This window comes from Sphingomonas sp. 179-A 2A2 NHS (assembly GCF_045371305.1).
Classification (GTDB): Bacteria; Pseudomonadota; Alphaproteobacteria; order Sphingomonadales; family Sphingomonadaceae; genus Sphingomonas.
Genome location: NZ_JBIQDE010000001.1, coordinates 51,873 through 74,275, shown reverse-complemented (window position 1 = coordinate 74,275; position 22,403 = coordinate 51,873). Strand labels below are relative to the sequence as shown.

The following is a 22,403-nucleotide window of genomic DNA, read 5'->3' as shown; positions in this document are numbered from 1 at the left end:
ATATCGTCGCGCGTATGGGGCGTTGAAGTGGTGCAAGCGGGCGAGGGACGCGGCTTGGCATATGCCGCCACAGGGCCAATGACCGATAGGTCGCGAGCCGGCCGATCCGACCCGCTTCGCTTAACTGCCCCTATGGAGGACGCCCATGTGTGGCGAGGAGGGTGAGGCACCCGCCCGGATGCTCCTACCGCCGCGCCGGCGCTTCTGGCTCAAGCGGAATGTCGCTCCGGCGGGCGGCGTATCTCGCGGCTAGATAGGCGGCGCCGGCGCCGGTCAGCGCCAGGAAGCCGACCACCAGCGCGTCGCTCGTCATCATCAGCCACACCAGCCACTCGGGCCGGCCGAGCGCGCCGTAGCCGAGCGCATAGTGGATCGCCATCAGCGGCACCGATCCGGCGATGAGATAGGCCACCGAGCGCCAGAAGCTGCCGGCCATGATCGCGATCGACCGCAGGGGACCGATCCGGGCGTTGCCGAGCGGCCAGGCGACGAACCAGGCGGTGAGATACACGCCGATCACGCTCACCAGAATGCCGGCGGTCAGCGTGGCATATTGCGCCAGCCGCCCCTCCAGCCCCAGCAACACGGCGATCGGCGGGCCGAACAGGCCGTACCATTGGGCGAGCGCCTGCAACGCGAAGATGATGCCGAACAGCGTCGCCGCCGGCCGCTCGATCCGCTTGGCGCGATCCGCGTCGCGGTTCCACGCGATGTAGCGCACGAACCAATAGCCCGGCAGGATCATCGCCAGCACCTTGGCGAAGCCCAGCGTCAGGCGGCGCTGGTCTCCCCAAGCGGCCTCGACGCCGAGGCGATACATGCCGGTGTCGATCTCCACGACATGCTGGGCAAATTCGATGAGAACGGGGATGGAAAAGAGGATCGGCAGCGCCAGCGCGAAAGCCAGGCTGTCCGCGTAGAGACGCTTGATATCCTGCCACATGCGAAGCCCCGCCCTTCCGTCGCCACGATGGCGGGGAGGGGCGGGGCTGGCAAGCTTCGGATGTGCCGATCAGGCGGTCAGCAAGCGCTTCTCGCCCGCGATCTTCATCATCGCCTTCTGCAGCTTCTCGAACGCGCGCACCTCGATCTGGCGGACGCGTTCACGGCTGACGCCATAGACCTGGCTCAGTTCCTCGAGCGTCTTGGGATCGTCGGTCAGGCGGCGCTCGGTCAGGATATGCTTCTCACGGTCGTTGAGGTTGTCCATCGCGGTCACGAGCATGTCGTGCCGGACGTCCGCCTCCTGCGCTTCGGCCACCACCTGATCCTGCAGCGGCGAATCATCCTGCAACCAATCCTGCCACTGGCCTTCGCCATCCTCGCGCATCGAGACGTTGAGCGAGGTGTCGCCGCCCATCGCCATGCGGCGGTTCATGCTGACCACGTCCGCCTCGCTGACGCCGAGGTCGGTCGCGATCTTGGTCAGGTCCTCCGGCTTCAGATCGCCGTCCTCGAACGCGTCGAGGCGGGCCTTCATCCGGCGCAGGTTGAAGAACAGCTTCTTCTGCGCGGCGGTGGTGCCCATCTTCACCAGGCTCCACGAGCGCAGGATGAATTCCTGGATCGACGCGCGAATCCACCACATCGCATAGGTCGCGAGGCGGAAGCCGCGATCGGGCTCGAACTTCTTCACGCCCTGCATCAGGCCGATATTGCCCTCGCTGATCAGCTCGGACACGGGCAGCCCATAGCCGCGATAGCCCATCGCGATCTTCGCGACGAGACGCAGGTGGCTGGTGACGAGCTGGGCTGCCGCCTCAGGATCGCCATGCTCCTGGAAACGCTTGGCGAGCATATATTCCTGCTCGGGCGCCAGGATGGGAAACTTCTTGATCTCGGCGAGATAGCGGTTGAGGCTCTGCTCGCCGCCGAGTGCGGGGATCGTCGCAGGGACGTTGCCGCTTGCCATGATTACCTAATCTCCCTTTCCGGAGAAGCGCCGTCTCGCATAGCAGCGTGGCGCTTTCACCCTATACGTAGAGTTGACTGAACAGTTCCTGCATGTCTGCAGGCATCGCGCTTTCGAACGACAAAGCGGTGCTTGTGATCGGGTGGACGAACCCGAGCCGCGCGGCGTGCAGCGCCTGGCGGCGGAACGAGAGTTCATCGAGCACACGCTTGTGAGCTTGTTTTGTTCTACCATAGACCGGGTCACCCAGCAAGGCATGACCGATCGATGCCATGTGCACGCGCACCTGGTGCGTCCGGCCGGTTTCAAGCCGGCATTCGACGAGCGCGGCGTCGCGCAGCCGCTCCAGCGTGCGGAAATGCGTGACGGCGCGCTTGCCGTTGGCGACGATCGCAACCTTCTTCCGGTTCTGCGGCGAGCGGGCGAGCGGCGCATCGACCTTGCCTTCCGGCGGCATCGGCCGGCCGTTGACGATCGCCTTGTAGCGGCGGTCGATGGTGTGCGCGGCGAACTGCTTGGCGAGGCCCTCGTGCGCCCGATCGGTCTTCGCGGCGACCATCAGGCCGGACGTATCCTTGTCGATACGGTGGACGATGCCGGGGCGCGCGACCCCGCCGATGCCGGAGAGCGATCCGCCGCAATGATGCAGCAGCGCGTTGACGAGCGTGCCGTCGAGGTTGCCGGCGGCGGGGTGGACGACGAGCCCCGCGGGCTTGTCGATCACGATCAGGTGTTCGTCCTCGAAGGCCACCACCAGGGGAATGTCCTGCGCCTCATTATGGGCAGGGGCGGGGGCGGGCACCGCGATCGCGAAGATGTCGCCGGCGCTCGCGCGCTTCGACGGATCGCGCACCAAAAGGCCGTCGCGCTGGACCTGGCCGGCATTGATCAGCACCTTCAGCCGCTCGCGCGACAGGGTCGGCACTGCGTCGGCCAACGCACGATCGAGCCGCCATCCATCGGCAGCCGGTGCGATCGTCGCTTGAATGATGGAAACCCCCCGGTCCATTAGGTGTACTAGATGGGTACGACGGTGCGGATTTCAAGGTCGTTGCTGGAACGGATCGTTTCCGAAGCTGACCGGTCGAGCGACGAAATATGCGGCTTGCTGCTCGGATACGGCGACCGGATCGAGGAGGCGCGGCCATGCCGCAACGTCGATGCCACGCCCGCCGTCCGGTTCGAACTTGATCCTGCCGCCCTGTTCGCGGCGCTGCGCGCGGCACGGCAGGGCGGTCCCAAGGTGCTGGGCCATTACCACTCGCACCCGTCAGGCATTGCCGCGCCCTCGCTGGCGGATGCGGCGGCAGCGGCGCCGGATCGCGCGGTCTGGTTGATCACGGCAGGGGGCGAAATCACCGCCTGGCGCGCGGTCAGCGACGGAGCGGTGCACGGGCGCTTCGATCCGCTCACCCTCGCCATTGCACCCTAGAGTCGGCTGCGTCATGGAACGGCCATGACCATCGATCCCGTTGATTTCGCCAGCCTGCTCTGCTCCCGCCTCTGCCACGATCTCCTCTCTCCGATCGGTGCGCTGAACAACGGCCTCGAACTGCTCGCCGACGAGACCGATCCGGCGATGCGCGAGCGCTGCATGGAACTGCTGGCGGAGAGCGCGCGGACGTCCGCGGCGAAGCTCAAGTTCTTCCGGCTGGCATTCGGCGCGGCCGGCGGCTTTGGCGAATCAGTGGATTCGCGCGAGGCCCAGGCCGCGATCGAGGGTCTGTTCGGCGAGAACAAGCGATTGACGATCAACTGGATGGTCGAAGAACCGCTGCTGCCCAAGACGGCGATCAAGGTGCTGCTGAACATGGCGATGATCGCGGGCGATTCGCTGGTGCGAGGCGGTACGCTGGATATCGGCGGCGAGATGAACGACGGCGCGATCGAAATCGTGCTGAAGGCCGAAGGGCCGCGGATTGCGCTGGACGACGAACTGCGTGCGACCCTGGTTGATGGCCTCGCCAGCGACGCGGTGACGCCGCGCGCCGCCGCAGCCTTCCTGGTACACGAGATGGTGGCGGGGGCGGACGGCAAGGTGCTGGTGAGCGCGCCGGCGGACAATGTGCTGCTGTTCGGGGCGGCGATGCGCGCGCAGTAAGATGCGGTGATTGCGCATCGATCGCATCGAGTGCGGTAAACATCCTTTTTACTGCTTTGCTGCACAGATCGTCGGCGATGGACGATCTGCTGCAGGAATTCATCGCGGAAACACGCGAAACGCTGGCCGCACTGTCGGGCGAGATCGTCGCCTGGGAGAGCGATCCAGCGGATCGCGCGCGGCTGGATGCGATCTTCCGCTTCGTCCACACCGTGAAGGGGAGTTGCGGGTTCCTCGATCTGCCGCGCCTTGCGCGATTGAGCCACGCCGCCGAGGACGTGCTGCAAAGCTTCCGCTCGGGCGAGCGGGTGCCCGATCCGCAGCTGGTGAACGCGGTATTGGCGATCGTCGACCGTATCGGCGAGATCGTCGAGGCGATCGATGCCGGCGCGGCGCTGGACGATTCGACCGAGGATCTGCTGCTTGCCGCCCTTCATGGTCAGGCTGCACCGGCCTCTGCCCCGTCAGCCGCCCCAATCTCCGGCGCTCCGCGCGCGCCGACGCGCAGCATCCGCCTGTCGGTGGATCTGCTCGACCGGATGATGAACGGCGTGTCCGAAATGGTGCTGGCGCGCAACGAGCTGGCGCGGCGGCTGCGCGAAGCGGCGGACCCCACGCTGGAATCGGCGATCGACCGCCTCTCGCTGACGGTGGCCGAGCTTCGCGACACGGTGACGCGCACGCGGATGCAGGCGATCGATTCGCTGTTCAGTGCCGTCCCGCGGCTGGTGCGTGACACCGCAGCCTCGCTGGGCAAGAAGGTGGTCCTGTCGATCGATGGTTCGGACGTCGAGCTCGATCGCGAGATGATCGAGCTGCTGCGCGATCCGCTGGTCCATATCGTCCGCAACGCGCTCGACCACGGGATCGAATCGCCTGAGGAGCGACGGCGCGCGGGAAAGTCCGAAACGGGCCGTTTGTCGATCGTCGCGCGCCAGTCCGGCAACCGTATCTTCGTCGAGATCGCGGACGACGGAAAGGGCATCGATACAGCCCGGCTGGTGGAAAGACGGATCGCGCAGGAACCGGCGCGCGCGGCGGAGTTCAACGCGCTGACTGAACGCGCGCGGCTGGACCTCATCTTCGAGCCCGGCCTGACGACGCGCGAGGAAGTGACCGCATTGTCCGGCCGGGGCGTTGGCATGGACGTGGTACGCACCAACGTCGAGCAGACCGGCGGATCGATCCGGCTCGATAATCGCCGCGGCCGGGGCCTCACCACCACGATCGAGGTGCCGCTGACGCTGGCGATCGTGTCGGTCGTGCTGATCGAGGTGGGCGGCCATTGCTACGCCGTGCCGCGGCAAGCGGTCGAGGAGATCGTCGCAGCGAGTTCATCGGCGGTGCGGATCGACCGCGTAGGCGATAGCGCCCTGGCCACGGTGCGCGGGCGGCGACTGCCGCTGGTGGTCCTGGGTGATGTGCTGGGGCAGGGCGATCGCGCGGCGCCGATGCTGATGATCGTGACTTTGCCGGGCGGGATGTTCGCGCTGGCGGTGGACGCGGTGACCGATACACAGGAACTGGTGGTGAAGCCGGTGGCGCCGGCGGTGATGGCGGCCGGCATCTATGCCGGGCAGATGCTGCCGGATACCGGCCGGCCGCTATTGCTGATCGACTGCGCCGGCGTGGCCGCTGCCGCTGGCGTGTCCTTCGAGCGGGTGGTCGACGTCGAACCGGAGGCCGAAGAGGCGGCGCCGGAAGGAACCGCCGCCTTGCTGTTCGAGGGGCTGGATGGGGCGCGTCGCGCGGTTGCGCTTTCCGCGATTGATCATATCGAAACGGTGGAGCGGGAAGCGCTGCGAGAGGCGGGTGGGCGGCGCTGGGTGCTGGGCCGGGAAGGCATGGTGCCGCTGTTGCGGGGCGAGGCGCCGCCGGCGGGCAACGACAAATTGTCGATGCTGCTGCTCAGCCACGGCGGCGAGCAGTGGGGATATCTGGTCCGTTGCGCGATTGATATCGCGACGCTCACGGGGGAATTGCTGCCCGCCCACGGCGCGCGGGCAGTGATCGGCGTCGCCGTGATCGACGGTGAGCCGGTCGAAGTGGTGGAACCGCTACGGCTGATGGCAAATGCCGCGACGAACAGCGGAGCGCCGCCGATCTGCCTTCTCAAGGGCGCGGAGACTGGCTGGATGGAGGCGTTCCTCCGGCCCACGATCGAGGCCGCAGGCTATCGCGTCGCGCATTCGCTGGAGCCCGGCGAAACCGCGGCGATCACCTTTTCCACCGACGAGGATGCACTTGCCGACGCCAATGTGATCCAGCTGGCGCGTGATGCCGCCACCGGGCGGCCGCGGATCGATCTCGAACTGATCGCCGGAGCGTTAAGCGTGGCGAGCAAGGCAGGGTCGGGCCGATGAGCACGCTCCACTTGCTGGCCCACGTCGGCGGCCGCGCCATTGCCGTACCGTGCGAAGCGGTGGATTCCGTGGTGGACGTGACGTCGATCGTGCCGGCGCCGCGTGCGCACCCGGCCGTGCGCGGGCTTGCAGCCCTCCGCAGCCGTGTCGTTACCGTGATCGATACCTGGCAGGTCCTTGGCCTGCCGCCCGGCCCGGATGATGCGGAACGCGCGATCCTGACCATCGTCGACGGGCATCACCATGCGGTGCTGGTCGATTCGCTGGAGGACGTCGCGCCGCTGGAGGTCGAGCCGCTTCCCGGGGGCCTGGCGCTCGGCCGGCGCTGGGCCGCGGTGACCATCGGGGCGGCGGAGCGCGATGGCGAACCGCTGCTCGTGATCGATCTCGTCCGATTGGTCGGCACGCTCGCCGCGGCAGATTAACGCCGTCCTTACCCTTCGTGGGTAGAAACGATCGCCATACAGATAGTTGCGGGGTTAGCGTCATGAAGTCGTGTCTGGTCGTGGACGACTCGAAGGTGATCCGAAAGGTGGCCCGGCACATTCTGGAGGGGCTCGACTTCACCGTCGCCGAGGCAGCCGATGGGCGCGAGGCACTGGAGAGCTGCATCGCCAGCCCGCCCGATGTGATCCTGCTCGATTGGAACATGCCGGTGATGAGCGGCATGGATTTCCTTCGCGCGCTTCGCGAAACGCCGCTCGGCTCGCGCCCCAAGGTGGTGTTCTGCACCACCGAGAACGGCATGGCTCATATCCGCGCCGCGATCGAAGCGGGTGCCGATGAATATGTCATGAAGCCGTTTGACCGCGAGACGCTGGAAAGCAAGCTCCAGATCGTCGGCGTCGCCTGACACCGCAGTTGGCCTCAGTGGCTGCCCCTCCGCCCGCAAGCGTGTTCGCACCGGCGGATCACGCGCCGCAGCGGCTGCTGATCGTCGACGATTCGACGGTAGCGCGCGCGGTGCTGACCCGCATCGCGACGGAGGCCGGCGGCAGCATAGTGGTGGGGGCAGTGCCGGACGTGGGCCGTGCGCTCGACGTCCTGGCCCGCAAACGTGTCGACGTCATCCTGCTCGACCTTGAGATGCCGGGCGTCGACGGGCTGACTGGGCTTCCTGCCCTGATTGCCACGGGACAGGGAGCCCGCGTGCTGGTCGTGTCTTCGGCGGCGGGTGACGGCGCGGCCGCCACCGTGCAGGCGCTGGCGCTCGGCGCCGCCGATACGCTGGTGAAACCTGGCGGCAGCATGTCTTCCAGTCAGTTCGCACGCAATCTGGTCGAGAAACTGATCCGGCTGGGCGAGCGGAGCGTTGTGGCACCTCGCGCCGTCACGCCGGCGAGCCTGCCGGAGCGCGACATCGATCTCGTTGCCATCGGGGCTTCTACCGGCGGCATTCATGCGCTCATGCATCTGTTTCAGGCGGTTCCGGCCTCGTTCCGCGCCCCGATCGTGGTGACGCAGCATCTGCCCCCGGCGTTCGTCCCGTTCTTCGTGGGCCAGCTTTCGGCCGCGACCGGCCGGCCCTGCGAGGTGGCGCGCGATCGGATGGCGCTTCGTGACGGCACGATCGTAGTGGCGCCGGGAGACGCGCATGTTGTCGCTGTTCGCTTGCCGCGCGGGCGCGCCGCGATCCGGCTGTCGCGTGAGCCGGTAGCGAACGGCAACATGCCCTCCGTCGATCCGATGTTCTCGTCCTTCGCCGAATGTTTCGGCCCCCGTTTGTTGGCGGTGGTGCTGAGCGGGATGGGCCGGGACGGGCTTGAAGGCGCGGGCAGGGTGCGCGCCGCGGGGGGACGAGTGGTGGTGCAGGACGAGACGAGTTCGGTGGTCTGGGGCATGCCGGGCGCCGTGGCTGCCGCAGGCCTTGCCGATGCCATCATGCCACCCGGGCAGATCGGCAGCCTCATCGCCGCCGCCGCCGGGCGTCCGGACGCATGACCGCGCCCCAGACGCTGGGCGCAAACGACGCCAGTCCGGGCGCGGTGAACGTGCTCGCCGCGCTGCTCGAGGCGCGCACCGGGCAGCGCATCGCGGCGAACCGAACGTGGCGGATCGACACCGCGCTGCGGCCGATCGCCGCGGAGCGCGGGGCGACAACGATTGACGATCTTGTCCGGCTGGTGCTCGACGGCAGCAGCCCGGAACTTGCGGATCGGGTGGTCGACGCTCTCCTCAACCAGGAGACTTCCTTCTTTCGCGACGCCCAGGCGATCGCAGGTGCGGCGGAGGCGATCGCTTCGCTTGATCGTTCAAACCCGCGCATCTGGTGCGCGGGCTGCGCCACGGGGCAGGAGCCTTTGTCGCTCGCCATGGCATTCGCCGAACGCGGCGGGCCGTTGCCGGAGATCGTCGCCACTGACGTTTCAGCCGCCGCGATCGGCCGGGCGCGGACTGGGCGCTTTTCCCAGTTCGAGATCCAGCGCGGCCTGCCGGTACGGCAGATGCTCCAATGGTTCGAGCAGGACGGCAACGACTGGGTGGCGCGCAACGACTTGCTGCGGCGTATCACCTTTCGGCGGCAAAACCTGGTTGCCGATCCCGCGCCGGGGCAGTTTGATGCGGTGCTGTGTCGCAACGTCCTTTTCTATCTGGCGCCAGACCTGCGTGCGAAGGTGCTTGATACATTCGCTGCCTGCCTGCGCCCCCACGGCATCCTCATGCTGGGGGCCGGCGAAACGGTGATCGGTCAATCGAACCGGTTCGTGCCGAGCAAGCGGCTGCGCGGCTTCTATGAGGTGGCCGGGCCCGGGGACGTTCCGCCGGCGTATGCCGCGCACTGACCGGCGCGCTCCGGGCCTCGTCATGCTGGCCGAGGCGGCAAGGGCGCGATAGGACGGTTCCCGTGACCTATCGCATCGCTCGCGCCGAGGACCATCAATGACGCTGATCGAGGCACCGTCGCCCAATTTCGATGACCGGACGCTGCCGATCACGATGATCGTGCTGCACTATACCGGCATGGTCGACGGCGAATCCGCCATCGCCCGTCTGCGCGATCCGGGGGCAAAGGTTTCATCGCACTATGTGGTTGCGGAGGATGGCACCGTGCTTCGCCTGGTGCCCGAGGACAAGCGCGCCTGGCATGCCGGCCAATCACACTGGCGCGACGTGGATGACGTGAATTCCGCGTCGATCGGGATCGAGATCGTCAATCCCGGCCACGAGTTCGGGTATCGGCCGTTCCCGGACGAGCAGATCGAGGCGGTGATCCGCCTGGTCCACGACATCAAGGACCGGTACCAGATCACGCGCGGTAACATCGTCGGCCATTCCGACATCGCACCAGCCCGCAAGCGCGATCCGGGTGAGCTGTTTCCCTGGGGCAAACTCGCCCGGCTGCGCCTTGCCCTGCCGCGGCCGACCAAGAACCTGATGGACCCGATGTGGAGCGAGGCGGGTTTCCTGCTGGCGCTGGAACGCTTCGGTTATGACGTGACCGACAAGATCGCCGCGATCATCGCCTTCCAGCGCCGCTTCCGCCCTGAGCTGGTCGATGGCGAGATCGACGCCGAGTGCCGCATGATCCTGCTCGCGCTGCTGCTGCCCAAGCCGCAGGGGGATGAGTGACTGGACGCCTGGCGCGCTCGATGCGGCCACCGGGGTTTAATTCCGCTTAACCGTTGCACTGGCATACCCCCCGATCGACGGGGAAGAGCCTGAATGTTGAACATCTTATGGTCGGACGTTGTCGGGGCGCTGTTCGGCGCCGTTGTCCTGCTTGCCGCCTGTGTCGTGATCGAGATCGTGGCGGGCACTGAGCGGCTCCGACTTCGTGATCGCGCAACGGGCGCCATGCTTGTCCTAATCGGGTCCGCCTTAGCTCCCGTGATCAGCTGGCCATTGCAGAAATTGTGGTTCGCGCTGGACCTTGGCCACATTGTTGTTCCGCTGTGGCCAGCGCTCGAGCCCTTAGGGGTGGTCGGCTACGGCATTGCGGTCGCATGTTTCGTGCTGTTGATGGATTTCCTGCGCTACTGGCGGCATCGCGCGGAGCATCGCTGGTTCTGGAGCATCCACAAGGTTCATCACTCGCCGACCGAACTCCACGCCGCCAATTCGATCGGGCACCCACTTCAGGTGATCCCGGATTTCCTCTTCGTCTCATTGCCCTTGAGCCTCTTCCAGTTTCCGGGAGCAGAGGTTCCCCTAGTCATCGGCTTCGTGGTGAGCTTTCTGTCGGTCCATATCCATTCCCCGGTGCGCATTCACTTTGGCCCGTTCCGCCGCATCGTGGTGGACAACCGCTTTCACCGCATCCACCATTCGGTGGAAGAACGTCATTTCGACCGTAATTTCGGCATCTGCTTCAGCTTCTGGGACGCGATGTTCGGAACCGTGCATTGGCCGAAACGTGGCGAATGGCCGGATGTCGGCGTCCAAGGAGAAAGGTTTCCTGAAACCGTGGCAGAGTTTCTCGCGATGCCATTCGCCAAAGCGCAGGGGATCGCTCTCGCGCCAAAGGAGAACGCGATCGATAGCGTTTCCCTGAACGGCTTCGCCGTTTCAAAGGCGCCAGAATCACGCTGATCACGATCGTTCCTTGCTCGCTGCCATCAAGAGTTTCTGGAAATCTCGGGAGTGTTAGGGCAGCTTGCTCCGATGCGCGCGACTTGGCTCGTCTTGGCTGGCGGGGTGGCGATCCTGATGATCGGGGCCGCTATTCTTTCATCGTCGCGGCAAGATGCGCCGATTGGCGACAATGCGAGCACGATCAAGGTCGTTCGAGTTAAGCCCGGCGCTGCCGCCACCGGTGTTGCGCCGATGCGAGACGGCTCTGTCCTGGCGGCGCAGCCGAACGGCGCCGCGCCGGCGCTGAACGAACTTGTCCCGCGGGGTCCGGCGATGGAAGCGGCCTTGCCGCCGCCGGGGATCGATCCACGCACGCTCTACACCAAGATCCGCAGCCAGCCGCGGGACAGGGAATGGGCAACGCGATCGGAACGGGCGATCGGTGCGGCGCTCGCCGCCATCCCGAACCTGGGCGGGAACGAGCAGGTGCGGGTCAGCTGCGCCGCTACCTTGTGCGAGGTGACCGGGGGTTTCGCGCCTGGGCTTGGACAGGAACAGGAGAATGCAGCGGCGCTTGCGCTTCAGGGCGGGTCGTTCCACGAGGCTCTCGCCCCCTTCGGCCTCGAGCCTTATGCGGGGCACTTCGGCGCCGCCGAGCGAGGCAGTCGTTACAGTCTCTACTTCCGGCGCAAGCCTGAGCGATGAGGGGCGCTTCCGGCTCGCACAAACAGGCGGCAATTGCATTTGCCCGCGCCCCCGCTACAGCCCGCCATACATCAGAGGGCCGGGCGGCCGCGTCATGCGTTCTCGCATGCCGAGGAAAGTCCGGGCTCCATGGAACAACGGTGGCGGGTAACGCCCGCCGGGGGTGACCTCAGGGAAAGTGCCACAGAGAGCAGACCGCCCAATCTTCGGATGAAGGCTTCGGCCAGGCAAGGGTGAAAGGGTGCGGTAAAAGCGCACCGCGCTTCCGGTAACGGCAGCGGCATGGCAAACCCCACCGGGAGCAAAACCGAATAGGGGCGGCATAGGGGCGTGTTCCCGCCCGTCGCCCGGGTTGGTTGCTTGAGCGTGCCGGCAACGGTTCGCCTAGATGAATGGTCGCCCATCCCGGCAACGGGTGGACAGAACCCGGCTTACAGGCCCTCTGGTGTCACCTTTAACCGCGGCCGATCAGTCGCTAGATGGTGGGCAATGGCCCGCTCTACCCGTTCGAACGATTGGGGATTTCCCCGCTGGCGACCTTATGGTGCGGCGCGCGAGGCGACGAAGGTTCGGCTGTGCGACCGCCATGGCTGCGAGGAACCCGGCGATTGCCCCGCGCCGAAATCGCCCAACAGCCCGGAGCGCTGGTATTTCTGCCAGGCCCATGCGGCGGAATACAACCGCGGCTGGAATTACTTCGAAGGGCTGGATGCCGAGGAAGCGGCGGCACGCGAGCGCGACGAGCGGCGCGATGCATCGGGCTACGAACAGTCGCGTCACCATGGCTGGGCCGGCCCGGGCGACGGATCGCGATCGCGTGACGAGATGCGCGCGCTCGAGGTGCTGGAACTGGAGAGCGACGCGACGTTCGAGGACGTGCGCACCGCGTGGCGGCGGCTGGCGAAATCGAACCATCCCGATGTCCGCCCAGGCGATGCCGAGGCGGCGAAGCGCTTCCAGGGTATCCAGGCGGCCTATGAAGTGCTGCGCGCCGCCGAGGAGCGACGGAGCTGGAAGCCGGCGTGAAGCGTGCGCGTTCGCACTGGACCGGCGCCATCCTGGTGTGCGGCAAATGTTCGAAGAAGATCGATGGCGGTTTCGGGCCCAAGGGGCATACCCGCCTCGCAAAGGCACTGCGCGGGGAGCCGGGTTTCGGCAAGGGGCGCAAGGCGGACATCGGCGTGGTCGAGACGAGGTGCCTTGGCATCTGCCCTAAAGCTGCCGTGACCGTGGTGGATAGTCGGCGCCCCGGTGAATGGCTGGTGGTGCCGGAAGGGGCGGACGTGGCGGAGCTTGCCCGCAGCTTCCGGGAAGGCCCGGACTCACCCGGGGATGGAGGAGCATCATGACGATCGCATCAATGCGCGCCGCCGCTGCCGCCCTCGTGCTGGCGGGTGTCGGGGCCGGCGCGGTCATGCTCGCGTCCCCCGCCGCAGCGCAGCGAGCGCAGGGCTGGGAAGGCATCTGGCGCAACAATGCCGACAGCGTGCGCATCCGCGTCGCGAGATGCGGACAGGGGCTGTGCGGCACGGTCGTCCAGGCAAGCGAGAAGGCAAAGGCGGATGCCGCCGCCGGCGGCACCGATCGGCTGATCGGCACGCAGCTGTTCCACGATTTCCGCCGCGAGGATGACGGCTTGTGGTACGGTCAGGTCTATGTGCCCGATATCGACAAGACCTTTGACGGGACGATCGAGCAGGTCGATCGCGACACGATCGTCGGCACGGGCTGTCTGTTCGCCAATTTCGGCTGCAAATCGCAGACGTGGCGCCGCGTGCGCTGAATGATCCATTTGTCGGTTGCGATCGGGCGCTTCGTGGAGGCGCTGTTCTACGCCATCCTGCGGGTCGCCGGGGCGATCACCGGGGTGGTGCTTGGCGTCGCCCTGATTGGGTTGGTGCTGTTCCTGATCGCGCGCTGGGCGATCGCCCGCGGCCGGGCGCGGACCAGAGGTCAATGATCGCCACGCCTGCCTGGCCACCGCGCTCGACACCGCGGCTGTTCGTCGATCAGCGGCTCGATGTCGGGCCGCTGCGCATCGATGGACCTGCGGCGCATTATCTCGCTGGCGTGATGCGGGTGAAGCCGGGCGATCCGGTGCGGCTGTTCGATGATCGCACGGGAGAATGGCTGGCCATCGTCGCCGCTGCCGGCAAGCGCGACCTGACGCTCGACATCACGCAGAAGCTTGCCGAGCGTGAGGCGGTGCCCGACCTGTGGCTGCTTGCCGCACCGCTGAAGAAGGGCCGGGTCGACTGGATGGCGGAAAAGGCGTGCGAGCTGGGCGTCGCGCGTCTGGTGCCGGTGCTGACGCATCGCACCGTGGTCGACAAGCCGAAGGTCGATCGGCTGCGCGCGCACATGATCGAGGCGGCCGAGCAATGCGGGCGAACCGCGCTGCCGCAGGTAGCGGAGCCGGTGAAGCTAACCGCGCTGCTGCGCGACTGGCCGGCCGATCGCGCGCTGTACTTCGCCGACGAGCTTGGCGGCGCGCCTGCGCGCGAGGCGATGAAGCCTGGGCCGGCGGCGATCCTGATCGGCCCCGAGGGCGGCTTCGATGACGGCGAACGCGCCGCGATCCGGGCGCTTCCCCAGGCACTTGGCATATCCCTTGGACCTCGTATTCTGCGGGCGGACACAGCGGCCGCCGCAGCCATCGCGATCTGGATGGCGGTGGCCGGTGACTGGAGGGGGAATGATGAGGGTGCACCTTAGCCTCGTTGCCGCGGCGCTCGTCACGCTGCCGATTTCGGTGGTAGCGCAGGATGCGCCTTCCCAATCCCCCGCGCCCGCGACCGGCGGCAAGGACATCGTCGTTACCGCGCGTGAGCGGACGGTGATTGACCAGTTCGTGCAGAACCTCACGGACCCGGCGCGCAGCGACCAGGTGCCGCGATGGGACCTGCCATTGTGCACCGGGATCGTGGGGCTGGCGCCGAAACATGCGGTCGTGTTGAACGGACGGATCGAGGAGACCGCCCGCGCCATCGGCTACCCCGTCGGGAAAGAAGGATGCCGCCCAAATGCCGTCGTGCTGGTGACGCGCAACCCCGAGGAAATCGCCGCTCGTCTGCGGTCCCGCTATCCACGAACGCTGGGGCAGGAGGGGCGCGCGCGGTTGAGGCACTTCGCCGACACAACGCAGCCCGTTCGCTGGATCAGCCAGGTGGCGGAATTGCCGTTCGATGGTAGCCCGGTGAAGGATGCCAACGGTCTTGCGAACGGCGCCGGGCGCGCGATCGGCGTCGGCAGGCTTTCGGGCTCGCGGTTGCAGAAGAGCACGCGCACGGTGCTGGACAACATGCTGGTCATCGTCGACGCGGAGCGGCTTGCTGGCCTCTCGCTGAGGCAGATCGGCGACTATCTTGCGATGGTGGTGCTGGCCCGCCCGCCGCTTGAGGCAAACGCGCCGGAGGGTTCGATCCTGTCGGTGTTCGACCAGGGCTCAAGCGTCGCCGGCCTGAGCGACAACGACCGCGCCTTCCTGCGCGCACTTTATGCCGCACCCGATAGCGTATCGGCCCAGGTCCAGCGGTCCGCCATGCGCAAGGCGATGGAGCGCTAAACGAGCGCTCTAGCCGCCGCCTTCATCCCCGATTAAGGGCGCGCCATGACGACGAAGACAGTTTCGGATAGCAACTCGCCCGTGATCGAGTCGCGTGATCAGCTGATTGCCAGCTTCGCGCGGGGCGAGAAGCCGAAAGACCGCTGGCGGATCGGCACCGAACACGAGAAATTCGTCTACGCCCGGTCGGATCATCATGCGCCCAGCTGGGACGAGCCCGGTGGCATTCGCGCGTTGCTGACCGAACTGCAGCAGCATGGCTGGAAGCCGGTGGAGGAAAACGGCAGCCTCATTGCTTTGACCGGTGCGGACGGATCGGTCAGCCTGGAGCCGGCTGGGCAGTTTGAGCTTTCCGGTGCGCCGCTCGATAACCTGCATCAGACCTGCGCTGAAACCGGCCGCCACCTCGATCAGGTGAAGGCGGCGGGGGACAAGCTCGGCATCAGTTTCCTTGGCCTCGGCATGTGGCCGGACAAGACCCGCGGCGAGCTGCCGATCATGCCGAAGGGCCGCTACGCCATCATGCTGCGCCACATGCCGCGCGTCGGCACGATGGGGCTCGACATGATGCTGCGTACCTGCACGATCCAGGTGAACCTCGATTACGCGACCGAAGCGGACATGGTGCAGAAGTTCCGCGTCGGCCTGGCACTCCAGCCGCTTGCCACCGCGCTCTTCGCCAATTCGCCGTTCACCGAAGGCAAGCCCAACGGTTATCTCAGTTACCGTAGCCACATCTGGTCGGATACCGATCCGGCGCGCACGGGCATGCTGCCCTTCGTGTTCGAGGAGGGCTTCGGCTACGAGCGCTACGCCGAGTACATGCTCGATGTGCCGATGTACTTCGTCTATCGGGACGGCAAATATATCGACGCCGCAGGACTGAGCTTCCGCGATTTCCTGAAGGGTGAACTGTCCGTCCTGCCCGGTGAGCTGCCGACGCTCGACGACTGGAACGACCATCTGTCGACCGCCTTCCCGGAAGTGCGGCTGAAGACCTTCCTTGAGATGCGCGGCGCCGACGGCGGCCCCTGGGGGCGGATCTGCGCGCTGCCGGCCTTGTGGGTGGGCCTCCTCTACGATCAGGGCGCGCTCGACGCGGCGTGGGATCTGGTGAAGCATTGGTCGATGGAAGCGCGCCAGGCATTGCGCGATTTGGTGCCGAAGCTGGGCCTCGACGCGCCGGTGCCGGGGCGCGGCACGCTGCGTGATATCGCGGGCGAGGTGCTCGACATCGCGGGGCGCGGCCTTGCGGCGCGCGCGCGGCTGAGTGCATCGGGTGACGACGAGACGGGCTTCCTCAATCCGCTGCGCGAGATCGTCCGCACCGGCAAGGTGCCGGCGCAGGATCTGCTCGATCGCTACCACGGCGTGTGGGGCGGCGACGTCTCGAAGGTGTATGAGGAGCTGAGCTTCTGAGGGTCGCTGGCCAAGGGGCCCGGGCCCCGGGCGAACGGCGTTGGTGAGCCGCCGGCCCCGGCGAATCGGCCTCCTCGGAGGCTCGTTCAACCCGGCCCATACCGGTCATCGCGGCATCAGCCTGGCGGCGATCGAGGCGCTTGGGCTGGACGAGATGTGGTGGCTGGTATCCCCCGGCAATCCGCTGAAGCCTGCCGTTGGCATGGCGCCGCTCTCCGCACGGCTCGCCTCCGCGCGGCGCATGGCCCGTGCCGCGCGCATCCGGCCGACCGACATCGAGGCGCGGCTCGGCACCCGCTACACCGTCGATACGCTGGCGGCGCTGGTGCGCCGCTATCCCCGTCACCGTTTCATCTGGGTGATGGGGGCTGACAACCTGCAGCAATTCGATCGCTGGCGGGCATGGCGGCGGATCGCGCGCACGGTGCCGATTGCAGTGATCGCGCGGCCAGGCTATGATGGCATTGCCCGCGCGGCACCCGCGATGGGTTGGCTGCGGCGCTTCCAGAGGCCCGCAAGCCAGGCGAAGAACTGGACCGAGTGGAGTGTGCCAGCCCTGGTGCTGCTACGTTTCCGCCCTGACCCGACATCCGCGACGCAGCTGCGCGCCGCAGATCCTGCCTGGCATCAACGCTATACGCTTCCCATATCTGCAGCCAAACCTTCCACCCAGGAGTGAACTTGCCCGCTTCCGCCAACGCCTATCGATCCCCTGACGCTGACAGCGTCGCGGCATTGCATAAGCTTGTCCTCGACAGCCTGGACGATGATCAGGCCGCCGATACCATCTCGATCCCGCTCGCGGGCAAGTCGTCGATCGCTGATCACATGGTGATCGCGAGCGGCCGCTCGACCCGTCAGGTCGCCTCCATGGCCCAAAAGCTCGCCGAGAAGATCAAGGGCGAGACCGGCAAGTCGCCGCGGATCGAGGGCCTGCCGACGGCGGACTGGGTGCTGATCGACGCCGGCGACGTGATCGTCCACCTGTTCCGTCCCGAGGTGCGCTCCTTCTACAATCTGGAGCGCATGTGGTCGTTCGGCGACGCGCCGGCTGCGCCATCGCCCGGGAACGCCTGACCTGATCCTTCACATCGTCGCGCGCGGGCGGATCGGCCGATCGCCCGAGGCGGAGCTCGTCGATCGCTACCTGAAGCGGATCAACTGGCCGACCCGCGTGAGCGAATTGCCCGACCGGGGCGGCAAGGTGCCCGAAATGGCGCCGGGCACCCGGCGGGTGATGCTGGACGAGACGGGGAAGCTTCTCTCCTCGGTCGAGTTTGCGCGGGTGCTGGAGCGGTGGCGCGACGACGGCGTGCGCGAGGCGCGCTTCATGATCGGGGCCGCCGATGGCTTCGACGACGAAGAACGTGCCGGGGCTGATCTCCTGCTGTCATTCGGCCGCGCCACGTGGCCGCACATGCTGGCGCGTGCGATGCTGGCGGAACAATTGTTCCGCGCCACCTCCATCCTTGCCAATCACCCTTATCATCGCGAAGGCTGACGCCGGATGGGGCGGTGGGCGACAGCGATGCTTGTGGCAGCGGCGGTGCCGCTCGCCAGTGCCACCGCTGCGCCTGATCCTCTGGCCATCCAACGCGAGCGGCTGACCGCGGCCAAGGCCGATGCGCGCGCCGCCGCGACACGCGCTGTCGAGCTCCAGCGCCGCGCCGACGAGGAACGCGACGCGGCCCGCAAGGCACGAACCGAGGAAGCGGCGGTCGCAGCCCGGATCAGGCGGGCGCAGGCGGATATCGACGCCGCGCGCGCCCGCGTCGCCATCGTCGAAGCGCTGCTCGCGCGGCAACGCGCCGAACTCGGCGCCCGGCAGGAGCCGATCGCACGGCTGATGGCCGCCATCACCTCGCTTGCCCGCCGGCCGGCAACGGCGACGATCGTGCAGCCCGGTTCCATCAGTGATCTCGTCCACGTCCGCGCTGTGCTCGGCAGCGCCCTGCCGGCGGTACGGGAACGAACCGCGGGCCTGCGGGCTGATCTGGCCCGTACGCGTGCATTGCAGGCCAGTGCCACGCTGGCGGAAGAGAGCCTGGCGCAAGGCCGCCGATCGCTCGTCGCTGAGCGGCAGAAGCTCGCGGCGCTCCGCACCCGTCACGCAGATGCGGCGGTGCGGCTCGATCGCGACGCGCTGGTGCAGTCGGACCGGGCGATCGCAATGGGGGAAGCGGCGCGCGACATCGTCGATCGCATGGCGGCACTGGGCGAAACACAGGCGACGCTGGAGGAGTTGTCGGGGCTCGCCGGCCCCCCGCGGTCCGATCCGGCGATATCGAATACGCCCCCCGCATATCGCCTGCCGGTGACGGGGCGCCTCGTGACGGGCTTCGGCGAGATATCGGACAATGGCGTGCGCGCGCGCGGCCTTACTTTTGCCGTCCCCGGCAATACTGCGGTCAACGCGCCAGCGGCGGGCCGGGTGATCTTCGCGCGTCCGTTTCGCCGCTTCGGCACGGTCGTGATTATCGATCATGGCGCCGGCTGGACGACGCTGCTTGCCGGGCTGGGGGGCACCGCTGTCGGGCGCGGCGCATCCGTCAAGGCGGGGCAGGTGATCGGGCGTTCGGTGAGGAGCGGAGACGCGGAAGTGACGGTCGAGCTTCGCCGCCGCGGCCGGCCGGTGGATGCCGCCGCGCTGATGAGCTGAACGTGCGCTCTACGGTTTCGATTGCCCGCCCACTCATTTGCGGTTCACCTCGCCTACTGCTTTGCTCGACCTCGTGAAAACCGCTACATCACGCCGATCCGCATCCCCCGAGGACGTGCACGCATGAAGTATCCGTTGCTCTCCGCTACTGCCTTGGCCGCGACGCTTGCGCTCGTGCCACTCAGCACGGGCGCGATGGCCGCGGTCGATTCCGGCGCCTATCGCGAGATGGAGCGCTTCATGGACGTCTACAATCGGGTGAAGGCCGATTACGTCGACAAGGTCACCGACGAGCAGCTGATCAAGGGCGCCATCGACGGCATGCTCTCGGCGCTCGATCCGCATTCCAGCTATGTTGACGCATCCGATTACGAGAATCTGCGCATCCAGACGGAGGGCAATTACGGCGGTCTGGGCCTCACCGTCTCGATGGAGGATGGCGCGGTGAAGGTGATCGCGCCGCAGGAGGATTCGCCCGCGTGGCGCGCCGGGATCAAGACCGGGGACTATATCACCCACATCGACGGCAAGCTGATCTACGGCGGGACGCTGGACGAGGCGGTCAGCCAGATGCGCGGCAAGCCGGGCACGAAGCTTGCCATCACCATCGTCCGCCCTGGCCGAGACAAGCCGATGGAGCTGTCGCTCACCCGCGAGGTGATCGTGCAGCGCCCGGTGAAGTGGGAAGTGAAGGGCGACGTCGGCTATATCAACATCAACACCTTCTCCGAGACGACCGGCGCCGACACCCGCGCTGCCGTCATGGCAATCGAGAAAGCACTCGGGCGCCGCCCGCTCGGCTATGTCATCGATCTGCGCTCGAACGGTGGCGGGCTGCTGACCCAGGCGATCGAGGTGTCCGACATCTTCCTCGAAGGCGGGGAGATCGTTTCGCAGCGCGGCCGCGGCAAGAACGATGTCGAACGTTATTATGCGAAGCCCGGCGATCTGGCGAAAGGCCTGCCGGTGATCGTGCTCACTGATCCGGGCACGGCGTCCGCGTCCGAGATCGTCGCCGGCGCGCTGCAGGACCACCACCGCGGCCTCGTCATGGGTGAACGCACCTTCGGCAAGGGATCGGTGCAGACGCTGCTGCAACTCGGGCCGACCACTGCGCTCCGCCTGACGACCGCGCGGTACTACACCCCGTCCGGCCGGTCGGTGCAGGAAGGCGGGATCGAGCCCGATATCCGCGTGCCGCAGATCAGCGATCCCGATTACAAGTCCCGCCCGGTGTTCCGCGAGGCTGACCTGCGCCGTCACCTGATCAACGAGGTGAAGGCCGACGACAAGATTCTCGAAGAGGATACCAAGGACGATCCGCGCTTCACCGCGACGCCCGAGGCGCTGGAGAAGCAGGGCATCGAGGACTTCCAGCTCTGGTATGCGCTGAAGACGATCGCGCGTATTGGTGGGCCGACGCAGGTGGCGGCGGTGACCGCATCGATGAAGAAGGAAGTCGCCGCCAAGTGACCGAGGCGCAATCGCGGGCGCGGCTGATCGCCCTTCTCCTCCCATTATTGCTGCTGGCCGGTGCCTGGGGATCGCAACTGATCGGCGGGCTCGTGCCGTGCGAGATGTGCCATTGGCAGCGCTGGCCGCATTACGGTGCCGTGGTCGCGGCGGCATTCGCGTTCATCGTGCCCGGGCGATCGAGCAAGGTGACAATGATCGCGGTCGCCGCGGTGCTGATCGCCATCTCCGGCCTGATCGGGGTGTTCCATGCCGGCGTCGAATATCATTGGTGGCAGGGCATCACCGCCTGCTCCACCATGGTGAGTGGCGACGGGATCTCGACCGACGAGATGCTGCGCCGGATCCTCGCAGCGCCGGTTATCCGGTGCGATGCGGCACAATGGACCTTGTTCGGCGTTTCCCTTGCAGGCTTCAACGCGATCCTGTCCCTTGGCGGTGCAGCGGTGATCGCCTGGCTGATCGGGAGAGCGAGATGAGCTGGAAACCGGGTGATCGCCGGCGCGACACGAAGTCCATGATCCGCGTCGACCAGGCGGGCGAGTATGGCGCCACGCGCATCTATGCCGGGCAGCTCGCGGTGATGGGCCACCGCTCGCCGATGGCGCGCGAGATCGCCGGCATGGCACTGCAGGAGGAGCGGCACCGCGCCTTCTTCGATCGAATGATTGCGGAGCGCGGCGTCCGCCCGACGCTGCTGCAGCCGATCTGGAAGGTCGCCGGCTTCGCGCTCGGCGCGGTGACTGCTGCGATGGGGCCCGAGGCGGCGATGGCCTGTACCGCAGCCGTCGAGACCGAGATCGACAAACATTATGCCGATCAACTCGTTGAACTCGGCAATGACGATCCCGAATTGAGCGGCGCCGTGCTCGAATTTCAGGCCGAGGAGCTGGAGCATCGCGACATCGCGCTGGCGAGCGGCGCAGAAAATGCCCGCGGTTACCCCCTGCTGTCGGCGGTGATCCGGCTCGGCTGCCGCGTGGCGATCGCCACCGCCAAGCGGGTGTGACGGAGTAGAAGGAATGCGACTGACACGATCGATCGTTCTCGCCATGCTGATCGCCGCCCCGGCAGCGGCGGCGCAGACGCCGGAGACTGAAACGGCACCCGTGAAGGCACCGAACGTCGTGATCGTTCCCCCGCCGGCGAAGGTTGCGCTGCCGGGTGCCCCGCGCGCCAGCCGCCAGACGGTTTCCACCGAAACCTCGCGCAACGCGCCGGTGAATGGCGTGCTGGTGCTCTACGGCAACGAACGCTGCCCGACGAACAACAACGGCGAGGAAATCGTCGTCTGCCAGCGCCGCAGCGCGCAGGAGCAGTTCCGCATCCCGCAGGAAGTCCGCACTTTCGAAGTGACGCCGGAGAACGAAACCTGGGCTGCCCGTGAGAAGGCCAATCAGGACGTCGGCGCCGTCGGCGTCGGATCCTGCTCGACGGTTGGTGCGGGGGGCCAGACCGGCTGCTTCGTGCAACAGGCCCGGCGCGCGCGTGCCGACGCACAGGCGCGCAAGAAGGCAGCGACGGTCGACCTCAGCAAGTACTGACGCGCGGGGCATCGTCCGTTCAGGAGGGCGATTGATCGGGGATCGGATTCCGGTCTAGCCTCGGTCCACGATCACGTGACTGGCGCATGCGCGGATCACCGCGGGGGAGCGTGCTCGATCGACGCCGCGCGCCTGGGCATGTCTTCAGCC

28 protein-coding genes, 1 other RNA gene and 1 riboswitch are annotated in these 22,403 nt (G+C 67.0%); of the genes, 26 read left to right on the top strand and 3 right to left on the bottom strand.

The annotated features are described in order from the left end of the window. Positions 1-184: 184 nt before the first annotated feature. The 3 genes from ACH0AE_RS00385 to ACH0AE_RS00375 form a co-directional block, all read right to left on the bottom strand. Positions 185-943 (bottom strand): hypothetical protein, encoded by a 759-nt coding sequence (locus ACH0AE_RS00385; RefSeq protein WP_294442886.1) that lies wholly within the window; start codon positions 941-943, stop codon positions 185-187. A gap of 69 nt (positions 944-1,012) precedes the next feature. Further along, entirely contained in the window at positions 1,013-1,912 is a 900-nt protein-coding gene (gene rpoH, locus ACH0AE_RS00380) for an RNA polymerase sigma factor RpoH (RefSeq protein WP_294442885.1), read from the bottom strand. 61 nt (positions 1,913-1,973) lie between these two features. Next, positions 1,974-2,921: an RluA family pseudouridine synthase gene (locus tag ACH0AE_RS00375; protein ID WP_294442884.1), complete on the bottom strand. Its 948-nt coding sequence runs from the start codon at positions 2,919-2,921 to the stop codon at positions 1,974-1,976. A 12-nt stretch (positions 2,922-2,933) separates the two neighbouring features. Between ACH0AE_RS00375 and ACH0AE_RS00370 the strand changes: the two genes are divergently transcribed. The 26 genes from ACH0AE_RS00370 to ACH0AE_RS00245 all read left to right on the top strand — a co-directional run bounded on the left by ACH0AE_RS00370 (position 2,934) and on the right by ACH0AE_RS00245 (position 22,253). Then, entirely contained in the window at positions 2,934-3,344 is a 411-nt protein-coding gene (locus tag ACH0AE_RS00370; protein ID WP_294442883.1) for a Mov34/MPN/PAD-1 family protein, read from the top strand. A gap of 24 nt (positions 3,345-3,368) precedes the next feature. Continuing rightward, complete coding sequence (locus ACH0AE_RS00365; protein WP_294442882.1) at positions 3,369-4,013, top strand: histidine phosphotransferase family protein; 645 nt, start codon at positions 3,369-3,371, stop codon at positions 4,011-4,013. A 77-nt stretch (positions 4,014-4,090) separates the two neighbouring features. Continuing rightward, complete coding sequence (locus ACH0AE_RS00360; protein WP_294442881.1) at positions 4,091-6,376, top strand: chemotaxis protein CheA; 2,286 nt, start codon at positions 4,091-4,093, stop codon at positions 6,374-6,376. Beyond that, a complete protein-coding gene (locus tag ACH0AE_RS00355) occupies positions 6,373-6,801 on the top strand; it encodes a chemotaxis protein CheW (RefSeq protein ID WP_294442880.1) in 429 nt (142 codons plus the stop codon). Before ACH0AE_RS00360 ends, ACH0AE_RS00355 begins: the two co-directional genes overlap by 4 nt. A gap of 62 nt (positions 6,802-6,863) precedes the next feature. Next, positions 6,864-7,229: a response regulator gene (locus ACH0AE_RS00350; RefSeq protein WP_294442878.1), complete on the top strand. Its 366-nt coding sequence runs from the start codon at positions 6,864-6,866 to the stop codon at positions 7,227-7,229. A 17-nt stretch (positions 7,230-7,246) separates the two neighbouring features. Further along, positions 7,247-8,317, top strand: a complete 1,071-nt coding sequence (locus ACH0AE_RS00345) for a chemotaxis protein CheB (RefSeq protein WP_406875363.1) — start codon at positions 7,247-7,249, stop codon at positions 8,315-8,317. Continuing rightward, entirely contained in the window at positions 8,314-9,159 is an 846-nt protein-coding gene (locus ACH0AE_RS00340; protein WP_294442876.1) for a protein-glutamate O-methyltransferase CheR, read from the top strand. Before ACH0AE_RS00345 ends, ACH0AE_RS00340 begins: the two co-directional genes overlap by 4 nt. 97 nt (positions 9,160-9,256) lie before the next feature. Beyond that, positions 9,257-9,946 carry an N-acetylmuramoyl-L-alanine amidase gene (locus ACH0AE_RS00335; protein WP_294442875.1) on the top strand — a complete coding sequence of 230 codons (690 nt, stop codon included), beginning with the start codon at positions 9,257-9,259 and terminating at the stop codon, positions 9,944-9,946. Positions 9,947-10,039: 93 nt separating this feature from the next. Further along, positions 10,040-10,906 carry a sterol desaturase family protein gene (locus tag ACH0AE_RS00330; RefSeq protein ID WP_294442874.1) on the top strand — a complete coding sequence of 289 codons (867 nt, stop codon included), beginning with the start codon at positions 10,040-10,042 and terminating at the stop codon, positions 10,904-10,906. Between the two features lie 72 nt (positions 10,907-10,978). Continuing rightward, complete coding sequence (locus ACH0AE_RS00325) at positions 10,979-11,593, top strand: hypothetical protein (RefSeq protein WP_294442873.1); 615 nt, start codon at positions 10,979-10,981, stop codon at positions 11,591-11,593. A gap of 71 nt (positions 11,594-11,664) precedes the next feature. Next, positions 11,665-12,043, top strand: an RNA gene (gene rnpB / locus ACH0AE_RS00320) — RNase P RNA component class A. A gap of 39 nt (positions 12,044-12,082) precedes the next feature. Then, positions 12,083-12,619 (top strand): J domain-containing protein, encoded by a 537-nt coding sequence (locus ACH0AE_RS00315; protein ID WP_294442872.1) that lies wholly within the window; start codon positions 12,083-12,085, stop codon positions 12,617-12,619. Continuing rightward, entirely contained in the window at positions 12,616-12,942 is a 327-nt protein-coding gene (locus ACH0AE_RS00310; RefSeq protein WP_294442871.1) for a (2Fe-2S) ferredoxin domain-containing protein, read from the top strand. The genes ACH0AE_RS00315 and ACH0AE_RS00310 overlap by 4 nt, the downstream gene beginning before the upstream one ends. Further along, positions 12,939-13,376: a DUF2147 domain-containing protein gene (locus tag ACH0AE_RS00305; RefSeq protein WP_294442870.1), complete on the top strand. Its 438-nt coding sequence runs from the start codon at positions 12,939-12,941 to the stop codon at positions 13,374-13,376. Before ACH0AE_RS00310 ends, ACH0AE_RS00305 begins: the two co-directional genes overlap by 4 nt. Next, the gene (locus tag ACH0AE_RS00300; protein WP_294442869.1) at positions 13,377-13,553 is read left to right on the top strand and encodes a hypothetical protein; all 177 of its coding nucleotides are present in this window, start codon (positions 13,377-13,379) and stop codon (positions 13,551-13,553) included. Beyond that, the gene (locus tag ACH0AE_RS00295; RefSeq protein WP_294442868.1) at positions 13,550-14,308 is read left to right on the top strand and encodes a 16S rRNA (uracil(1498)-N(3))-methyltransferase; all 759 of its coding nucleotides are present in this window, start codon (positions 13,550-13,552) and stop codon (positions 14,306-14,308) included. The genes ACH0AE_RS00300 and ACH0AE_RS00295 overlap by 4 nt, the downstream gene beginning before the upstream one ends. After that, positions 14,292-15,158: a hypothetical protein gene (locus tag ACH0AE_RS00290; RefSeq protein WP_294442867.1), complete on the top strand. Its 867-nt coding sequence runs from the start codon at positions 14,292-14,294 to the stop codon at positions 15,156-15,158. The genes ACH0AE_RS00295 and ACH0AE_RS00290 overlap by 17 nt, the downstream gene beginning before the upstream one ends. 45 nt (positions 15,159-15,203) lie before the next feature. Continuing rightward, positions 15,204-16,577, top strand: a complete 1,374-nt coding sequence (locus tag ACH0AE_RS00285) for a glutamate--cysteine ligase (protein ID WP_294442865.1) — start codon at positions 15,204-15,206, stop codon at positions 16,575-16,577. 43 nt (positions 16,578-16,620) lie between these two features. After that, positions 16,621-17,256, top strand: coding sequence for a nicotinate-nucleotide adenylyltransferase (locus ACH0AE_RS00280; protein ID WP_294442864.1), 636 nt, complete (start codon positions 16,621-16,623; stop codon positions 17,254-17,256). Further along, positions 17,253-17,654, top strand: coding sequence for a ribosome silencing factor (gene rsfS / locus ACH0AE_RS00275; RefSeq protein ID WP_406875362.1), 402 nt, complete (start codon positions 17,253-17,255; stop codon positions 17,652-17,654). The genes ACH0AE_RS00280 and rsfS overlap by 4 nt, the downstream gene beginning before the upstream one ends. Position 17,655: 1 nt before the next feature. Next, positions 17,656-18,078, top strand: a complete 423-nt coding sequence (locus ACH0AE_RS00270; RefSeq protein ID WP_294442931.1) for a 23S rRNA (pseudouridine(1915)-N(3))-methyltransferase RlmH — start codon at positions 17,656-17,658, stop codon at positions 18,076-18,078. Positions 18,079-18,105: 27 nt separating this feature from the next. Next, on the top strand, positions 18,106-19,236 hold the full coding sequence (locus tag ACH0AE_RS00265) for a murein hydrolase activator EnvC family protein (RefSeq protein ID WP_406875361.1): 1,131 nt from the start codon (positions 18,106-18,108) through the stop codon (positions 19,234-19,236). A gap of 123 nt (positions 19,237-19,359) precedes the next feature. Next, positions 19,360-20,709: a S41 family peptidase gene (locus ACH0AE_RS00260; protein WP_294442860.1), complete on the top strand. Its 1,350-nt coding sequence runs from the start codon at positions 19,360-19,362 to the stop codon at positions 20,707-20,709. Next, positions 20,706-21,188, top strand: coding sequence for a disulfide bond formation protein B (locus ACH0AE_RS00255; protein ID WP_294442859.1), 483 nt, complete (start codon positions 20,706-20,708; stop codon positions 21,186-21,188). The genes ACH0AE_RS00260 and ACH0AE_RS00255 overlap by 4 nt, the downstream gene beginning before the upstream one ends. Further along, positions 21,185-21,718 carry a demethoxyubiquinone hydroxylase family protein gene (locus ACH0AE_RS00250; RefSeq protein ID WP_294442858.1) on the top strand — a complete coding sequence of 178 codons (534 nt, stop codon included), beginning with the start codon at positions 21,185-21,187 and terminating at the stop codon, positions 21,716-21,718. The genes ACH0AE_RS00255 and ACH0AE_RS00250 overlap by 4 nt, the downstream gene beginning before the upstream one ends. A 13-nt stretch (positions 21,719-21,731) precedes the next feature. Next, positions 21,732-22,253 (top strand): hypothetical protein, encoded by a 522-nt coding sequence (locus ACH0AE_RS00245; protein ID WP_294442857.1) that lies wholly within the window; start codon positions 21,732-21,734, stop codon positions 22,251-22,253. A 65-nt stretch (positions 22,254-22,318) separates the two neighbouring features. Continuing rightward, a riboswitch (ZMP/ZTP riboswitch) is annotated at positions 22,319-22,398 on the top strand. Positions 22,399-22,403: the final 5 nt, after the last annotated feature.